A 14,093-nucleotide genomic window follows, 5' to 3' on the forward strand; every position below is an offset into this window, starting at 1 on the left:
GCTGCGGCCGGCCTTAGTTGCGGTCGGCCAGTATGCCGATCACCACGAAGATCAGGATCAGCACCGGCGCCAGGGTGAAGTTGTTGAAATGCGCCAGGCCCTTGGCCAGCCAGGGGGTGAGGAAGACGATGGCCAGGCCGTAGCCGACCGCGCAGAACACCACAAACAGCAGGGTGCGCAGGACGAAGTTGAGGTTGCCGATGGTGCGCTGGACCCAGGCGTTGATGGCCGGGCCGAACAGCACCAGCAGGGTGGCCATGATGGCCAGGGAAATGTCGCCGAGGTGGCTGCGGCTCCAGCGCGAGAGGGTGACGATCAGGTCCAGTACGAGATCCATCCGGTGTCCTTAGCCATCAGGGCAAGAAGTGTTGCAGCAAATCATTGAGAAACAGCTGGCCCTCGGCGGTGGCGCACAGCCGCTCGGGCTCGGTGCGCAGCAGCTTGCGCGCCTGCGCCTCGGCGCGAGCGGCGTCCAGGCTGGCCAGGGGCAGGCCGGTGCGCTCAGTGAACAGGCTCGCCGGCACGCCGTCGGTGAGGCGCAGCACGTTCATGATAAATTCGAAGGGCAGCTCGTCGGCGCCGAGCAGACGCTCGCCGGCCTGGAAGGCCTTGGCCGCGTCCAGGTAGTCCTTGGGCAGGCGGGTCTTCCAGGTGCGCAGGATGCGCCCGTGCGGGTCGCTGAGCTTGGCGTGGGCGCCGGCGCCGATGCCGAGGAAATCGCCGAAGGTCCAGTAGTTGAGGTTGTGCCGCGCCTGCTTGCCGGGCTGGGCGTAGGCGGACACCTCGTACTGGGCGTAGCCCTCGGCCGCCAGCAGCGCCTGGCCAGCTTCCTGGATGTCCCACAGCAGATCGTCCTCGGGCAGCACCGGTGGCTGGCTCCAGAACAGCGTGTTCGGCTCCATGGTCAGCTGGTACCAGGACAGGTGCGTCGGCGCCTGGGCGATGGCGGTGCGCAGGTCGAACAGGGCGTCCTCGAGGCTCTGTTCGGGCAGGCCGTGCATCAGGTCGAGGTTGAAGTTGTCGAAGCCGGCGGCGCGCGCCATATCGGCGGCGCGGATCGCTTCACGGCCGTCGTGGATGCGCCCCAGCGCCTTGAGCTTGGCCTCCTGGAAACTCTGCACGCCGATCGACAGGCGATTGATGCCCAGCGCCCGGTAGCCCTTGAACTTGGCCTGTTCGAAGGTGCCGGGGTTGGCTTCCAGGGTGATCTCGATGTCGCCGGCGAACGCCACGCGGCGCTCGACGCCTTCCAGCAGGCGGCCCAGGGCGCGGTCGGAGAACAGGCTGGGGGTGCCGCCGCCGAAGAAGATCGAGCTCAGCGGCCGGCCATGCACCTGGCCCAGGTCGGCGTCGAGGTCGGCCAGCAGGGCGTCGACGTACTCCTCTTCCGGCAGCGTCGGCCCGGCCGCGTGGGAGTTGAAGTCGCAGTAGGGGCACTTCTTCACGCACCAGGGGATATGGACATAGAGCGCCAGCGGCGGCAGCTCGAAGCCTCGTTCCCCAGCGCCGGGGGAGTGGGGCGCAGGGTGCTGGCTCACGCCAGCCCCAGCCGCTGCTTGAGCAGGGCCATGGCGCGGGCGCGGTGGCTCAGGCGGTTCTTTTCCGCCGCCGGCAGTTCGGCGGCCGAGCGCTGACAGTCTTCCACCCAGAACAGCGGGTCGTAGCCGAAACCTTGCTCGCCGCGCGCCTGGTGCAGGATGCGGCCGTGCCACAGGCCCTCGCAGAGAATCGGCAGCGGGTCGTCGGCGTGCCGCACCAGGGCCAGGGCGCAGACGAACTGGGCGCCGCGCTGGGCGTCCGGCACATCTTTCAGGGCATCGAGCAGCTTGGCGTTGTTCGCCACATCGCCCCGGCCGTCCGCATAGCGCGCCGAGTAGATGCCGGGGGCGCCGCCGAGATGATCCACCGCCAGGCCGGAATCGTCGGCCAGCGCCGGCAGGCCGGAGATGCGTGCGGCGTTGCGTGCCTTGAGGATGGCGTTCTCGACGAACGACAGGCCGGTTTCCTCCGGCTCGACGCTGGAGAATTCGCCGATCGAGCGCAGGCGCACGGCGTCGCCGAGCATGGCCTGCAGTTCCTTGAGTTTGCCGGCGTTGTGGCTGGCCAGCACCAGTTCGTTGAAGGCTGTCATTCGTCGGGGAACATTTCCTGGTTGAAGCTGAAACTGTGCGGGTTGCCGCCCTGCTGCACCTCGAGGGTGAAGCTCAGCACCTCGCGGCTGGAGAAGGGGAACTGCGCCAGGTAGTAGATGGCGCCGCTTTCCGTGACCTGCTTGAAGGTCAGGGGCGTGATCTGCCCGAGCAGGTTCTTCACCTGGCCGCCGACCTGCGCGGTGCTGGCCTTGCCGGCCTTGAGCACGGCGACGTTGACCACGCCCTGGGTCTTGCTGCGGGTCAGGCCGGCGGCCGCGGCGATGTCCGGCTGCAGGAAGCTGGAGTTGAACACGCTGTAGTGCACGTCGAGATCGCCGAAGCTCTGCTTGCGTTCGGCGACGGCCGGCAGGGCCAGGCACAGGGCGATCAGGAAGGGGATGATGCGACGCATGATGGTTCTCCTCGGGCAGGTTCAGACCGCGACGCGGTGGGCGGCGAGATCCGCTCCGCTGATGCGATAGATGCCGATCTCACCCAATAGATTAGGCCAGACTCGGCTGGCCCAGCCGTGGCGATGGTCGCGATCCACCGCCAGGCGCTCCTCGACCCGTGCGCCCTGGGCGTGGCACAGGCGTTCGAAGTCCTCGAAGGTGCAGAAGTGGATGTTCGGCGTGTTGTACCAGGTGTAGGGCAGAAAGTCCGACACCGGCATGCGGCCCTTGGTGGTCAGGTACCAGCGACAGCGCCAGTGGCCGAAGTTGGGGAAGGTGATGATGCAGGTCTTGCCGACCCGCAGCATCTCCGCCAGCACCTTGTCCGGGTAGTGCAGCGCCTGCAGCGACTGGGTCATGACCACCACGTCGAAGCTGTCGCTGGCGAAGTTGCCCAGGCCCTCGTCGAGGTTCTGCTCGATCACGTTGACCCCGCGCTCGATGCAGGTGGCGATCTTCTCCGGGTCGATCTCCAGGCCGTAGCCGGCCACCTGCTTGTGCTCGCGCAGCCAGGCCAGCAGTTCGCCGTCGCCGCAGCCCAGGTCGAGCACGCGGCTGCCCGGGGCGATCCATTCCTGGATGATGTCCAGATCCGCTCGCATGCTCATACCTCGATCCGCTTCATGTAGCTGCCAAACGCCTGCAGGTAGCGCGGGATCGGCATGAGGAAGGCGTCGTGGCCCTGCGGCGCGTCGATCTCCAGGTAGCAGACGTTCTTCTTCGCCGCCAATAGCGCATCGACTATCTCCCGCGAGCGGGCCGGAGAGAAGCGCCAGTCGGTGGTGAAGGACATCACGCAGAAGTCCGCCTGGGCCGCGGCCAGGGTCTTGGCCAGGTCACCGTCGTGGGCGGCGGCCGGGTCGAAGTAGTCCAGCGCCTTGGTCATCAGCAGGTAGGTGTTGGCGTCGAAACGCCCGGAAAACTCCTCGCCCTGGTAACGCAGGTAGCTCTCGACCTGGAACTCGACGCTGTGGAAGTCGTAGTTGAGCTTCTCGCTCTTCAGGCCGCGGCCGAATTTCTCGCCCATGGCGTCGTCGGACAGGTAGGTGATATGGCCGACCATGCGCGCCAGCATCAGGCCGCGCTTGGGGATCACCCCGCGCTCCTGGAAATGCCCGCCGTGGAACTCCGGATCGGTGAGGATGGCCTGGCGCGCGACTTCGTTGAAGGCGATGTTCTGCGCCGACAGCTTGGGCGCCGAGGCGATCGCCAGGCAGTGGCGCACGCGCTCGGGGTAGCTGATGGTCCACTGCAGGGCCTGCATGCCGCCGAGGCTGCCGCCGATCACCGCGGCCCACTGCGCGATGCCCAGGCGGTCGGCCAGGCGCGCCTGGCTGTGCACCCAGTCTTCCACGGTCATCACCGGGAAGTCGGCGCCGTAGGGCTTGCCGGTGGCCGGGTTGGCGCTGCTCGGGCCGGTCGAGCCGTTGCAGCCGCCGAGGTTGTTGAGGCTGACGACGAAGAACTTGCGCGTGTCGATCGGCTTGCCGGGACCGATGCAGCTGTCCCACCAGCCGGGCTTGCGGTCGTCCGGGCTGTGGTAGCCGGCGGCATGATGATGGCCGGACAGGGCGTGGCAGATCAGCACCGCGTTGCTGCGTGCGGCATTCAGTTCGCCGTAGGTTTCGACGACCAGTTCGTACTCGGCCAGGCTGCGTCCGCAGGCCAGCGCCAGCGGCTCGCTGAAGCGCTGCACCTGGGGGCTGACCAGGCCTACGGAATCTTCGGGAAAGGCAGTGGGCATTGAGGCGCTGCTATCGAATCGGAGGAGGGCGCCAGTCTAAAGAGCGCCGCCGGCAGCGGCAAGCGAGCTGGCGCCCGCTCCGGCCACAGTGCGCGGCTATTCGCCGCCGGCCTGCGCGCCTATCGCCGAGGGCAGGCTGACCACCTTGCCCTGGCGCTGCACCGGCGCCGGGCGACGGAGGATGCGCAGCATGTCGGCGGCCTGGGCCAGTTGCTGTTCCAGCTCCTGCTGGTAGTGCGCCAGTTGCTGGCTGCGCTTGCGCGTCTGCTGGGTTTCCTGGGCCAGGGATTTGAGCCGCAGCATATGGGTTTCCAGCATCTGCTTGTGTTCCAGGGTGTGCTGCATCAGCGGCATCAGGGCGTCGCCGGCCCACTGTTCGGCGTCCTGGCGCAGGCGCTGGTGCAGGCCGATCACCTCCTGGGCGAGGGTGGCGAAGAAGCGTCGGGTCAGGCTGCGCTGCTCGGTGAGCAGGGTCTTGACGTGCAGGCGGAACTGGTCGCCCTTGGCCTGCAGTTTCTTCAGCTCGCGCAGGTAGCGCTGGGCCTGGAACTGCGGTGCGTCGACGCCGTGCAGCGGGTTGTCCTCATTGTGCCGGCGGTAGAGGGCGGCGACCATCTTGTTGGCCATCTCGGCTTCCTGCTCCAGGCCATGCAGGTCGTGCTCCACGGCGCGGAAGAAGTGCAGGATGGCCTGGTTGATGCCCAGCGTGGTCCAGCTGCCGGTGAGGTTGCGGCGGACCTGGTCCAGGTGTTCTTCCAGGCGTTCGGCGCGCGCGGCGTGGCGCAGCAGCTCGCCCTGGCGCTGGACCAGGCGCTGATTGGTCTTCAGCCCGAGCAGGCGCTTGTGGTGCAGGCTGTGGTCTTCCTTGGTCTTGGCGGTCAGCTCGAACAGCAGCTGGCCGTTGTCCTGCTGGTGGTTGCCGAGCAGGGCGAGCTGTTCGCCGACCTTCTCCAGGCGCAGGCCCAGCACGTGCTGGCTGTTGTTGAGCAGGGCCAGCACCTGGCGCACCACGCGGTCTTCGATCAGGCGTTCCTTCTGCGCGACGATGCGTTCGCAGAGCAGGGTCTCGAGGTTGGCCATCTGGCTGCGGGCCAGCAGCTCCTCGTCCTTGCGCACCTTGGCCAGCAGCGCCTGCTTGGCCGACAGCGGCAGCACCTCGTCCTTGCCGATGCCCAGCTGGCGCGCGGTGGCGGCCTGGATCTGGCCGATGGCGTTCTGCACGAAGGCCTCGCCGGCCAGGTCGTCCCACAGCACGTCGATCTTGTTCAGCACGGCGAACAGGCAGGTCTGGGTGTCTTCGTCGAGCTGGCGGATGTGTTGCTGCCAGATGCTCATGTCGCTGGCGGTGACGCCGGTGTCGGCGGCCAGCAGGAAGATGATCGCTTGGGCGCTGGGCAGCATCGACAGGGTCAGTTCCGGCTCGCTGCCGAGCGCGTTGAGGCCCGGGGTGTCGAGGATGCGCAGGCCCTGGCGCAGCAGCGGGTGGTCGAAGTTGACCATGGCGTGGCGCCAGGCCGGCACCAGAACCTGGCCGCGCTTGCCGGTGCCTTCGAGCATGTCCGGGTGAAAGCCGAGCTGGATCGCCTGCTCCACCGGCATCGGTTTGGTCTTGGCCACCTGGCTGAAGGCCAGGGCCATGTTGGCCGGGTCGCTGGTGTCCAGGGGGATGTTCACCCAGTGCCGCGGGATGCGCTTGAACTGGGCCACGCTGGCCGAGGCGGTGCGCGTCTCGATCGGCAGCAGGCGGATGTAGGAGCGCTCCGAGCGCGGGTCGAAAAACAGCTCGGTGGGGCACATGGTGGTGCGCCCGGCATGCGAGGGCAGCATGCGCTGGCCGTACTCGGAGAAGAACAGGCTGTTGATCAGTTCGGTCTTGCCGCGGGAGAACTCGCCGACGAAGGCCAGGGTGATGTGGTCGGTGCGCAGCAGCTTGAGCGCGCGTTCGAGCTTGGCCTGCACCGCCTCGGAATTGAGCCGATTGTGCTCCAGCCAGCTGCGGTAGCGGGTGATCTCGCGCATCAACTCGCGCTTCCAGGCGACGTAGGCATCGACCTGCTGGCTGAGACGTTCCATGCTCATCCTGGCTCTCCTCTGGGCAACGCGTGCGGCGGCTGGTGGTCGGGGCGCTGGCGACCGGCACCGCTTGGGCGACGGTTCGCGTCGGTTTGCCGCCAGAACGCACGGCGTTCGCCTGAATACCCCGCATTATGCGGTGGCCGCGGCGGCCGTCAATCGCCCGTCTGCCCAGTCCCGCCTTACGGCCGGTGGCGAGCGCCGAGCGGTCGTTGCGGGCGCCGGACGGTCATGCGCTGCCGGGCCGCGCCAGTCCCGGCAACGCCGGCAGGCAGCGCGGGGCCTGGATGCGCAGGCGCTTGTGGCGGTTCAGCTGGCCGCTCTCCAGGCTCACCTGGCTTTTCGCCACGCCGAAGGCCTTGGCCAGGAAGGTCTGCAACTGGGCGTTGGCCTGGCCCTCGACCGGCGGCGCGGTGAGGCGGATCTTCAGGCGGTCGCCGTGCAGCCCGGCGAACGCATCGCTGCTCGCCTTGGGCTGCAGGTGGCAGTCGAGGATCAGGTCCTCGCCGTCCCAGCGGTACCAGCTCATCTCACAGGAAGGGGCTGAGCATCGGCGGCAGGCCGGTCATGGCGGCCAGGTTGCCGATGACGAAGCGGTCCACCAGGTTGATCGCGATAAAGGCGAAGATCGGCGAGATGTCCAGGCCGCCGAGGTTCGGCAGCAGCTTGCGAAACGGCGCCAGCACCGGCTCGCAGATCTGGTTGACCAGTTGCGCGCCGGGGTTGTAGCTGCCCGGGGCGACCCAGGAGAGGATCACACTGACGATCAGGGCGAAGAAGAACACCTTGAGGAACAGCGAGGTGACGCCGATCACCGACCACACCAGCAGTTGCAGGAGGAAGCCGCCGGCGTTGTAGCCCATCAGCGTCAGGGTCACCAGCATCAGCAGCAGCTGCACCAGGATGGCCAGCACCAGCGAGGCCAGGTCCAGTCCGGCGATGCCGGGGATCACCCGGCGCAGCGGGGTCAGCAGCGGCTGGGTGGCCTTGACGATGAACTGGCTGAGCGGGTTGTAGAAGTCGGCGCGCACCAGTTGCAGGATGAAGCGCAGCAGCACGATCAGCAGGTACAGGCTGCCGAGGGTCTGGATGATGTAGATGAGGGCTTCGATGAATCCGGACATGCAAACTCCTTATTGACCCAGTTGCTCGGCCAGTTCGGCCGAACGGTTGGCGGCGGCATTCAGCGCCTGTTGCACCAGCGCTTCGAAGCCGCCGGCCTGGAACGTCTTTATCGCCGCCTCGGTGGTGCCGTTCGGCGAGGTGACCCGGCGGCGCAGCTCGGCGGCGTCGACATCGCTCTCGCTGGCCATGCGCGCAGCGCCCAGCGCGGTGTGGATGCTCAGGCGGGCGGCGGTCTCACGCGGCAGGCCGAGTCGCTCGCCGGCGGCGGTCATGGCCTCGATCAGCAGGAAGAAATAGGCCGGGCCGCTGCCGGACACCGCGGTCACCGCGTCGAGCTGCGCCTCGTCGTTCAGCCACAGGGCCAGGCCCACGGCGCTCAGCAGCTGTTCGGCCTGGGCCTTTTGTGCGCTGCTGACCCGGGCGTTGGCGTACAGCCCGGAAACGCCCTGGCGCAGCAGCGCCGGGGTATTGGGCATGCAGCGCACCACGGGGCGCTGGCCCAGCCAGCGCTCCAGGCTGGCGCAGCCGATGCCGGCGGCGATGGAGACGATCAGCTGGCCGGGTTGCAGGTGCGGCGCCAGGTCCAGGCACACCGCCTTCATCACCTGCGGCTTGACCGCCAGGACGATCAGCTCGGCGCCGGCGATGGCCGCGGCATTGCTTTCGAACAGGGCGATGCCGTGCTCGTCCTGCAGGCGCTGGCGCTGCTCGGCGTTAGGTTCGCTGGCGCGGAGCGCGCTGGCCGGGGTGCCCTGGGCGCGCAGGCCGCCGATCAGGCTGGCGGCCATGTTGCCGGCGCCGACGAAGGCGATGATCGGGTTGCTCATGCGGTGGCTTCCTTTATATCAGTGGGCGGCGGACTGGCCGTAATCGCGGGCGCCGAACAGCGCGGTGCCGATGCGCACCCAGGTGGCGCCCTCGGCGATGGCGGCCTCCAGGTCATGGCTCATGCCCATGGACAGGCAGTCGAGGTTCAGTGCCAGATCATCGCGCAACTGGCGCAGGCGGGCGAAGGCTTGGTGTTGGGCGGCGATGTCGTCGGTCGGCTCGGGGATTGTCATCAATCCGCGCAGGCGCAGGTTGGCCAGTTGTGTAACCGCCTGTGCCAGGGCCGGGAGCTCGTCCGGGCTGCAGCCGGACTTGCTGGACTCGCCGCTGACGTTGACCTGCAGGCAGATATTCAGCGGCGGCAGCTGCGCCGGGCGCTGGTCGGACAGGCGTTGGGCGATCTTCAGGCGATCCACGGAGTGTACCCAGGCGAAATGCTCGGCGATGGGCCGGGTCTTGTTCGACTGAATGGGGCCGATGAAGTGCCAGATCAAGGGCAGGTCGGTCAGTTCGGCCTGTTTGTCCAGGGCTTCCTGCAGGTAGTTTTCGCCGAAGTCGCGCAGGCCGGCGGCATGGGCTTCGCGGATGGCGGCGGCGGGTTTGGTCTTGCTCACCGCGAGCAGGCCGATATCCAGCGGATTGCGCTGCGAGGCTTGCGCCGCCTCACGGATGCGCGCTCCGACCTTTGCAATATTCTCTGCTATCGTGGACATTACCTGCGCTCTATCAGCCCGGCCGTTTGAGGGTTCGCGGCATTCTACCTGCTTGCTTGTAATTGGGGAGTCCCATGGATATTACCGAGCTGCTTGCCTTCAGCGCCAAGCAAGGCGCGTCGGATTTGCACCTCTCGGCCGGTCTGCCGCCGATGATCCGCGTCGACGGCGACGTACGCCGGATCAACCTGCCGCCGCTGGACCACAAGCAGGTGCACGCGCTGATCTACGACATCATGAACGACAAGCAGCGCAAGGACTTCGAAGAGTTCCTCGAGACCGACTTCTCCTTCGAGGTGCCGGGCGTGGCGCGTTTCCGGGTCAACGCCTTCAACCAGAACCGCGGCGCCGGTGCGGTGTTCCGGACCATTCCGTCGAAGGTGCTGACCATGGAAGACCTCGGCATGGGCGAGGTATTCCGCAAGATCACCGACGTGCCGCGCGGCCTGGTGCTGGTCACCGGTCCCACCGGCTCGGGCAAGTCGACCACCCTGGCGGCGATGCTCGACTACCTCAACAGCAACAAGTACCACCACATCCTCACCATCGAAGACCCGATCGAATTCGTTCACGAGTCGAAGAAGTGCCTGGTCAACCAGCGCGAGGTGCACCGCGACACCCACGGCTTCTCCGAGGCCCTGCGTTCGGCGCTGCGGGAAGACCCGGACATCATCCTGGTCGGCGAGATGCGCGACCTGGAAACCATCCGCCTGGCGCTGACCGCCGCGGAAACCGGCCACCTGGTGTTCGGCACCCTGCACACCACCAGCGCGGCGAAGACCATCGACCGGGTGGTCGACGTGTTCCCCGCCGAAGAAAAATCCATGGTCCGCTCCATGCTCTCGGAATCGCTGCAGGCGGTGATCTCGCAGACCCTGCTGAAGAAGATCGGTGGCGGCCGGGTGGCGGCCCACGAGATCATGATCGGCACCCCGGCGATCCGTAACCTGATCCGCGAGGACAAGGTGGCGCAGATGTACTCGGCGATCCAGACTGGTGGCTCGCTGGGCATGCAGACCCTCGACGCCTGCCTCAAGACCCTGGTGGCCAAGGGCCTGGTCAGCCGCGACAGCGCGCGCGAGAAGGCCAAGAGTCCGGAAAGCCTCTAGGAACTGGTGTAGGAGCGAGCATCGCGAGCGAAGCTTTTGGCGTTACCCTGTTCGCGAGCAGAGCTCGCTCCTACGATTCGGCAGATGGCTGCCGAACGGCATTGCACACCAAGCTGCGAGAACGACCATGGAATTCGAAAAACTGCTGCGCCTGATGGTGGAAAAAGGCGGCTCCGACCTGTTCATCACCGCTGGCGTACCGCCGTCGATGAAGGTCAACGGCAAGATCATGCCGGTGACCAAGAACGCCATGTCGCCGGAGCAGACCCGCGAGACCGTGCTCGGCGTGATGAACGAGGCGCAGCGCCGCGATTTTGCCGAGAACCACGAGTGCAACTTCGCCATCAGCGCCCGCGGCATCGGCCGTTTCCGCGTCAGCGCCTTCTATCAGCGCAACCTGGTGGGCATGGTGCTGCGCCGCATCGAGACCAACATCCCCACCATCGACGACCTCAAGCTGCCGGAAATCCTCAAGAAGCTGGCGCTGACCAAGCGCGGCCTGGTGCTGTTCGTCGGCGCCACCGGTACCGGTAAGTCCACCTCGCTGGCGGCGATGATCGGCTACCGCAACAAGAACAGCAGCGGCCACATCATCTCCATCGAAGACCCGATCGAGTACATCCACCAGCACCAGAACTGCATCGTCACCCAGCGCGAGGTGGGCATCGACACCGAGTCCTTCGAGGTGGCGCTGAAGAACACCCTGCGCCAGGCGCCGGACGTGATCCTGATCGGCGAGGTGCGCACCCGCGAGACCATGGACCACGCCGTGGCTTTCGCCGAAACCGGCCACCTGTGTCTGGCCACCCTGCATGCCAACAACGCCAACCAGGCGCTGGACCGCATCATCAACTTCTTCCCGGCGGATCGGCAGAACCAGGTGTGGATGGACCTGTCGCTCAACCTCAAGGCCATCGTCGCTCAGCAACTGATTCCAACCCCGGATGGCAAAGGTCGCCGCGCGGTGATCGAGGTGCTGATCAACACCCCGCTGGCTGCCGACCTGATCCGCAAGGGCGAGGTGCACGAGCTCAAGGGCCTGATGAAGCGCTCCACCGAGCAGGGTATGCAGACCTTCGACCAGGCACTGTACAACCTCTACACCCAGGGCGAGATCACCTACGAAGACGCGCTGCTCTACGCCGACTCGGCCAACGACCTGCGCCTGATGATCAAGCTCGGCTCGGAAACCGACGGCGACCACCTGACCAGCATGTCCCAGGGCCTGGCGCTGGAAGTCAGCGAGGAAGATCCGGGGCGTCGCTTCCGCTGACGCTGCCAGACGGGGGACGCGATGCGTCCCCTTCGTTTATTCCGCCAATGCGTTTGCCCTTCCTACCTGCCAGCACCAATGCCTGGCCATCGCGTTGCGCGCCGGCGCGCGCTTCGCTCATCAGTTGCGGGATCAATGGCCCTTCAGGCAGGTGCTTCCAGAATCTCAGCGGCAGGTGCTGCTGCAGCACCGTACGGTTGAGCCGGGCCGGGTTGAAGGTGCTGCCGTAATAGGCACGCCACAGGGCCTGGCCGTCATCCTCGGGCTGCTCTGCCCAGGCCCGCCACTGCGCCGGGCAGCGGCGCTCGTGCTGCAGGCGCTGGCCATCCCAGTAAACGCCGTCACGCGGCGTGGCGATCAGCCAGCTGTGTTTGCCCAGGCGCTCGGCGAAGTGGCCGCTGGCCGCGGCGAGGATGTCGTGCGCTGGTTCGAACCAGGCGACGAAGTCCGGCGCGCCTGTTGCCTTGCATGGCTGGAAACGCACGAAGGCATGCAGGTGATGCGCCTCGCGGCGCACCGCTTTGAGCCGGCGATGTAGCTCGCTGCCGTCGGGGTCGCCGGCCAGCACGGCGCTGCGTTCGCCCTGCACGAAGCGCCAGAGCACGCGGTAGAGCAGGCTCCAGCGCTCCTCGCCACGGTACTGCGCAGCGCTTTCCAGCAAGTCGAGCAATTCGGGGGAGACACGCAGACGGCCGCTGGGCTGCGGCGCGCGTTCGGCGGGCTGGTCGAACAGGCCAGGCGCCGCCTCTTCGTCCAGCCATTGCAGCTGATGCGGTGCAAGGCCCTGCAACAGGGCGCGCCGTGCGGCCTGGCGCCAGGTGGCGAAGCTGCCGTCGAAACGCAGGCTGTGCATCACCACAATGCCATCTGCGCCGGGGTGTCGCGCAGTTGCTGGCGCAGCACCAGGGATTCGTGTTCGGCCCGCGGCGGGCGGTAGTCCTGGGTGACGATAAAGGGCTTGGCCTTTTCCAGCACGCAGCGCAGGCGGGTCAGATCCTCGTAGCGGATGCGTCGTTCGCGGCGCAGTGCGCCCAGGCGCCTGGCGCTGAGCACGCCGATGCCGGGCACGCGGGCGATCAGCGACTCGTCGGCGCGGTTCAGGTCCACCGGAAACTGCTCGCGATTGGCCAGGGCCCAGGCCAGCTTAGGGTCGATGTCCAGCGCCAGGTTGCCGGGGCCGGCCAGCAGTTCGCTGGCGCTGAAGCCATAGCCGCGCATAAGGAAATCCGCCTGGTACAGGCGATGCTCGCGCAATAGTGGTGGCGCCTCGAAGGGCACCGTCTTCGGGCTCTGCGGAATCGGGCTGAAGGCCGAGTAGTAGACGCGGCGCAGGCGGTAGTCGTGATAGAGGCTCTGGGCGTTGTGCAGGATGGTGCTGTCGTCGGTGGCGTCGGCGCCGACTATCATCTGCGTGCTCTGCCCGGCCGGAGCGAAGCGCGGCGCGCGGCGTTCTTCCTGGGCCTCGCGCTCGCCGAGATGAATGCTGTGCATGGCCTGGTGGATGCTGGCGACGTTCTTTTCCGGCGCCAGGCGGATCAGGCTGGTTGCGCTGGGCAGCTCGATATTGACGCTGAGGCGGTCGGCATACAGGCCGGCCTCGGCGATCAGCTCCGGTGCGGCGTCGGGGATGGTCTTCAGATGAATGTAACCGCGGAACTGGTGCTCCTGGCGCAGCAGGCGGGCGACGCGGATCAGCTGCTCCATGGTGTAGTCGGCCGAGCGGATGATGCCGGAGCTGAGGAACAGGCCGCTGATGCAGTTGCGCTTGTAGAAATCCAGGGTCAACCTGACCACCTCTTCGGGGTTGAAACGGGCGCGCGGCACGTCGCTGGAGCGGCGGTTGATGCAGTACTGGCAGTCGTACAGGCAGAAATTGGTCAGCAGTATCTTCAGCAGCGCCACGCAGCGGCCGTCCGGCGTGTAGCTGTGGCAGATGCCCATGCCGTTGGTCGAACCGATGCCGTCCTGGCCCTTGGAGCTGCGCTTGGGCGCGCCGCTGCTGGCGCAGGAGGCGTCGTACTTGGCGGCGTCGGCGAGGATGGTGAGCTTCTCGATCAGTTGCATGGCGGGCGCTCGAATACTGTTTTTATATACAGTATATGGGCGTCGCAGCCCTATCAAGTCATTGGCACTGGGCGGGCGGGGGAAACCTTGCGTAGAGTGGGGCGTCTGACACTGTCCATCGCACAAGGAGATTGCCATGCAACGACAGGACACCCACAGCAAGCTGATCGGCTACCTGCTGTGGATTTTCGGCTTCCTCGGTTCGCACCGTTTCTACTACGGCAGGCCGGTGACCGGCACCATCTGGTTCTTCACCCTCGGCCTGCTGTTCATCGGCTGGATAATCGATCTGTTCCTGATCCCTTCGATGGACCGCGAGGCCGACCTGCGCTTTACCGGCGGCGATACCGACTACAACGTCGCCTGGATCCTGCTGACCTTCCTCGGCATCTTCGGTGTGCACCGCATGTACCAGGGCAAGTGGCTCACCGGGATCCTCTATCTGCTGACCGGCGGCCTGTTCCTGCTCGGCGTGCTCTACGACTTCTGGACGCTGAATACGCAGATCTCGATCAAGAACGCGCAGCGCGGTTGATCGCGTGGTGCGCACGGCGCACCCAACGAAAAAGGGCATCCCGCG

General features: G+C 66.7%; 16 protein-coding genes. 3 read left to right on the top strand and 13 right to left on the bottom strand.

Annotated features, from left to right (window positions below; genetic code table 11):
• Positions 1-13: 13 nt before the first annotated feature.
• From AC1G9C_RS02125 to AC1G9C_RS02175, 11 genes are all read right to left on the bottom strand, one after another.
• Positions 14-337: a DUF3392 domain-containing protein gene (locus AC1G9C_RS02125; protein ID WP_021442006.1), complete on the bottom strand. Its 324-nt coding sequence runs from the start codon at positions 335-337 to the stop codon at positions 14-16.
• A 16-nt stretch (positions 338-353) separates the two neighbouring features.
• Positions 354-1,538 (bottom strand): radical SAM family heme chaperone HemW, encoded by a 1,185-nt coding sequence (gene hemW, locus AC1G9C_RS02130; RefSeq protein ID WP_480409322.1) that lies wholly within the window; start codon positions 1,536-1,538, stop codon positions 354-356.
• The gene (gene rdgB, locus AC1G9C_RS02135) at positions 1,535-2,131 is read right to left on the bottom strand and encodes an RdgB/HAM1 family non-canonical purine NTP pyrophosphatase (RefSeq protein WP_480409323.1); all 597 of its coding nucleotides are present in this window, start codon (positions 2,129-2,131) and stop codon (positions 1,535-1,537) included. Before rdgB ends, hemW begins: the two co-directional genes overlap by 4 nt.
• Complete coding sequence (locus AC1G9C_RS02140; protein ID WP_021442009.1) at positions 2,128-2,544, bottom strand: DUF4426 domain-containing protein; 417 nt, start codon at positions 2,542-2,544, stop codon at positions 2,128-2,130. Before AC1G9C_RS02140 ends, rdgB begins: the two co-directional genes overlap by 4 nt.
• 21 nt (positions 2,545-2,565) lie before the next feature.
• Complete coding sequence (gene metW, locus AC1G9C_RS02145; RefSeq protein ID WP_480410380.1) at positions 2,566-3,186, bottom strand: methionine biosynthesis protein MetW; 621 nt, start codon at positions 3,184-3,186, stop codon at positions 2,566-2,568.
• Positions 3,187-3,188: 2 nt separating this feature from the next.
• Entirely contained in the window at positions 3,189-4,328 is a 1,140-nt protein-coding gene (gene metX / locus AC1G9C_RS02150; protein ID WP_021442011.1) for a homoserine O-succinyltransferase MetX, read from the bottom strand.
• A 96-nt stretch (positions 4,329-4,424) separates the two neighbouring features.
• Positions 4,425-6,407 carry a dynamin-like GTPase family protein gene (locus tag AC1G9C_RS02155; protein ID WP_021442012.1) on the bottom strand — a complete coding sequence of 661 codons (1,983 nt, stop codon included), beginning with the start codon at positions 6,405-6,407 and terminating at the stop codon, positions 4,425-4,427.
• Positions 6,408-6,630: 223 nt separating this feature from the next.
• Positions 6,631-6,930 (bottom strand): DUF167 domain-containing protein, encoded by a 300-nt coding sequence (locus tag AC1G9C_RS02160; protein ID WP_480409324.1) that lies wholly within the window; start codon positions 6,928-6,930, stop codon positions 6,631-6,633.
• A 1-nt stretch (position 6,931) separates the two neighbouring features.
• Entirely contained in the window at positions 6,932-7,525 is a 594-nt protein-coding gene (locus AC1G9C_RS02165; RefSeq protein ID WP_021443772.1) for a YggT family protein, read from the bottom strand.
• Positions 7,526-7,534: 9 nt separating this feature from the next.
• The gene (gene proC, locus AC1G9C_RS02170; RefSeq protein ID WP_480409325.1) at positions 7,535-8,353 is read right to left on the bottom strand and encodes a pyrroline-5-carboxylate reductase; all 819 of its coding nucleotides are present in this window, start codon (positions 8,351-8,353) and stop codon (positions 7,535-7,537) included.
• Between the two features lie 18 nt (positions 8,354-8,371).
• Positions 8,372-9,067: a YggS family pyridoxal phosphate-dependent enzyme gene (locus tag AC1G9C_RS02175; RefSeq protein ID WP_480409326.1), complete on the bottom strand. Its 696-nt coding sequence runs from the start codon at positions 9,065-9,067 to the stop codon at positions 8,372-8,374.
• Between the two features lie 74 nt (positions 9,068-9,141).
• On the opposite strand from AC1G9C_RS02175, the gene pilT reads away from it, so the two are divergent.
• Together pilT and AC1G9C_RS02185 are read left to right on the top strand one after the other, a co-directional pair.
• Positions 9,142-10,176, top strand: coding sequence for a type IV pilus twitching motility protein PilT (pilT, locus tag AC1G9C_RS02180; RefSeq protein ID WP_021443775.1), 1,035 nt, complete (start codon positions 9,142-9,144; stop codon positions 10,174-10,176).
• Positions 10,177-10,303: 127 nt separating this feature from the next.
• The gene (locus AC1G9C_RS02185; RefSeq protein ID WP_021443776.1) at positions 10,304-11,449 is read left to right on the top strand and encodes a PilT/PilU family type 4a pilus ATPase; all 1,146 of its coding nucleotides are present in this window, start codon (positions 10,304-10,306) and stop codon (positions 11,447-11,449) included.
• Here the strand turns inward: AC1G9C_RS02185 and AC1G9C_RS02190 are convergent.
• Positions 11,415-12,302: a TIGR03915 family putative DNA repair protein gene (locus AC1G9C_RS02190; protein WP_480409327.1), complete on the bottom strand. Its 888-nt coding sequence runs from the start codon at positions 12,300-12,302 to the stop codon at positions 11,415-11,417. The two genes, AC1G9C_RS02185 and AC1G9C_RS02190, sit on opposite strands and share 35 nt — an antisense overlap.
• The gene (locus AC1G9C_RS02195; protein ID WP_480409328.1) at positions 12,302-13,513 is read right to left on the bottom strand and encodes a putative DNA modification/repair radical SAM protein; all 1,212 of its coding nucleotides are present in this window, start codon (positions 13,511-13,513) and stop codon (positions 12,302-12,304) included. Before AC1G9C_RS02195 ends, AC1G9C_RS02190 begins: the two co-directional genes overlap by 1 nt.
• 136 nt (positions 13,514-13,649) lie before the next feature.
• Here AC1G9C_RS02195 and AC1G9C_RS02200 point away from each other — a divergent pair, with 136 nt between their 5' ends.
• A complete protein-coding gene (locus tag AC1G9C_RS02200) occupies positions 13,650-14,048 on the top strand; it encodes a TM2 domain-containing protein (protein WP_021443779.1) in 399 nt (132 codons plus the stop codon).
• The last annotated feature ends 45 nt before the right edge of the window (positions 14,049-14,093 follow it).

The sequence above is a fragment of the Pseudomonas sp. ABa2 genome (genome assembly GCF_056676075.1).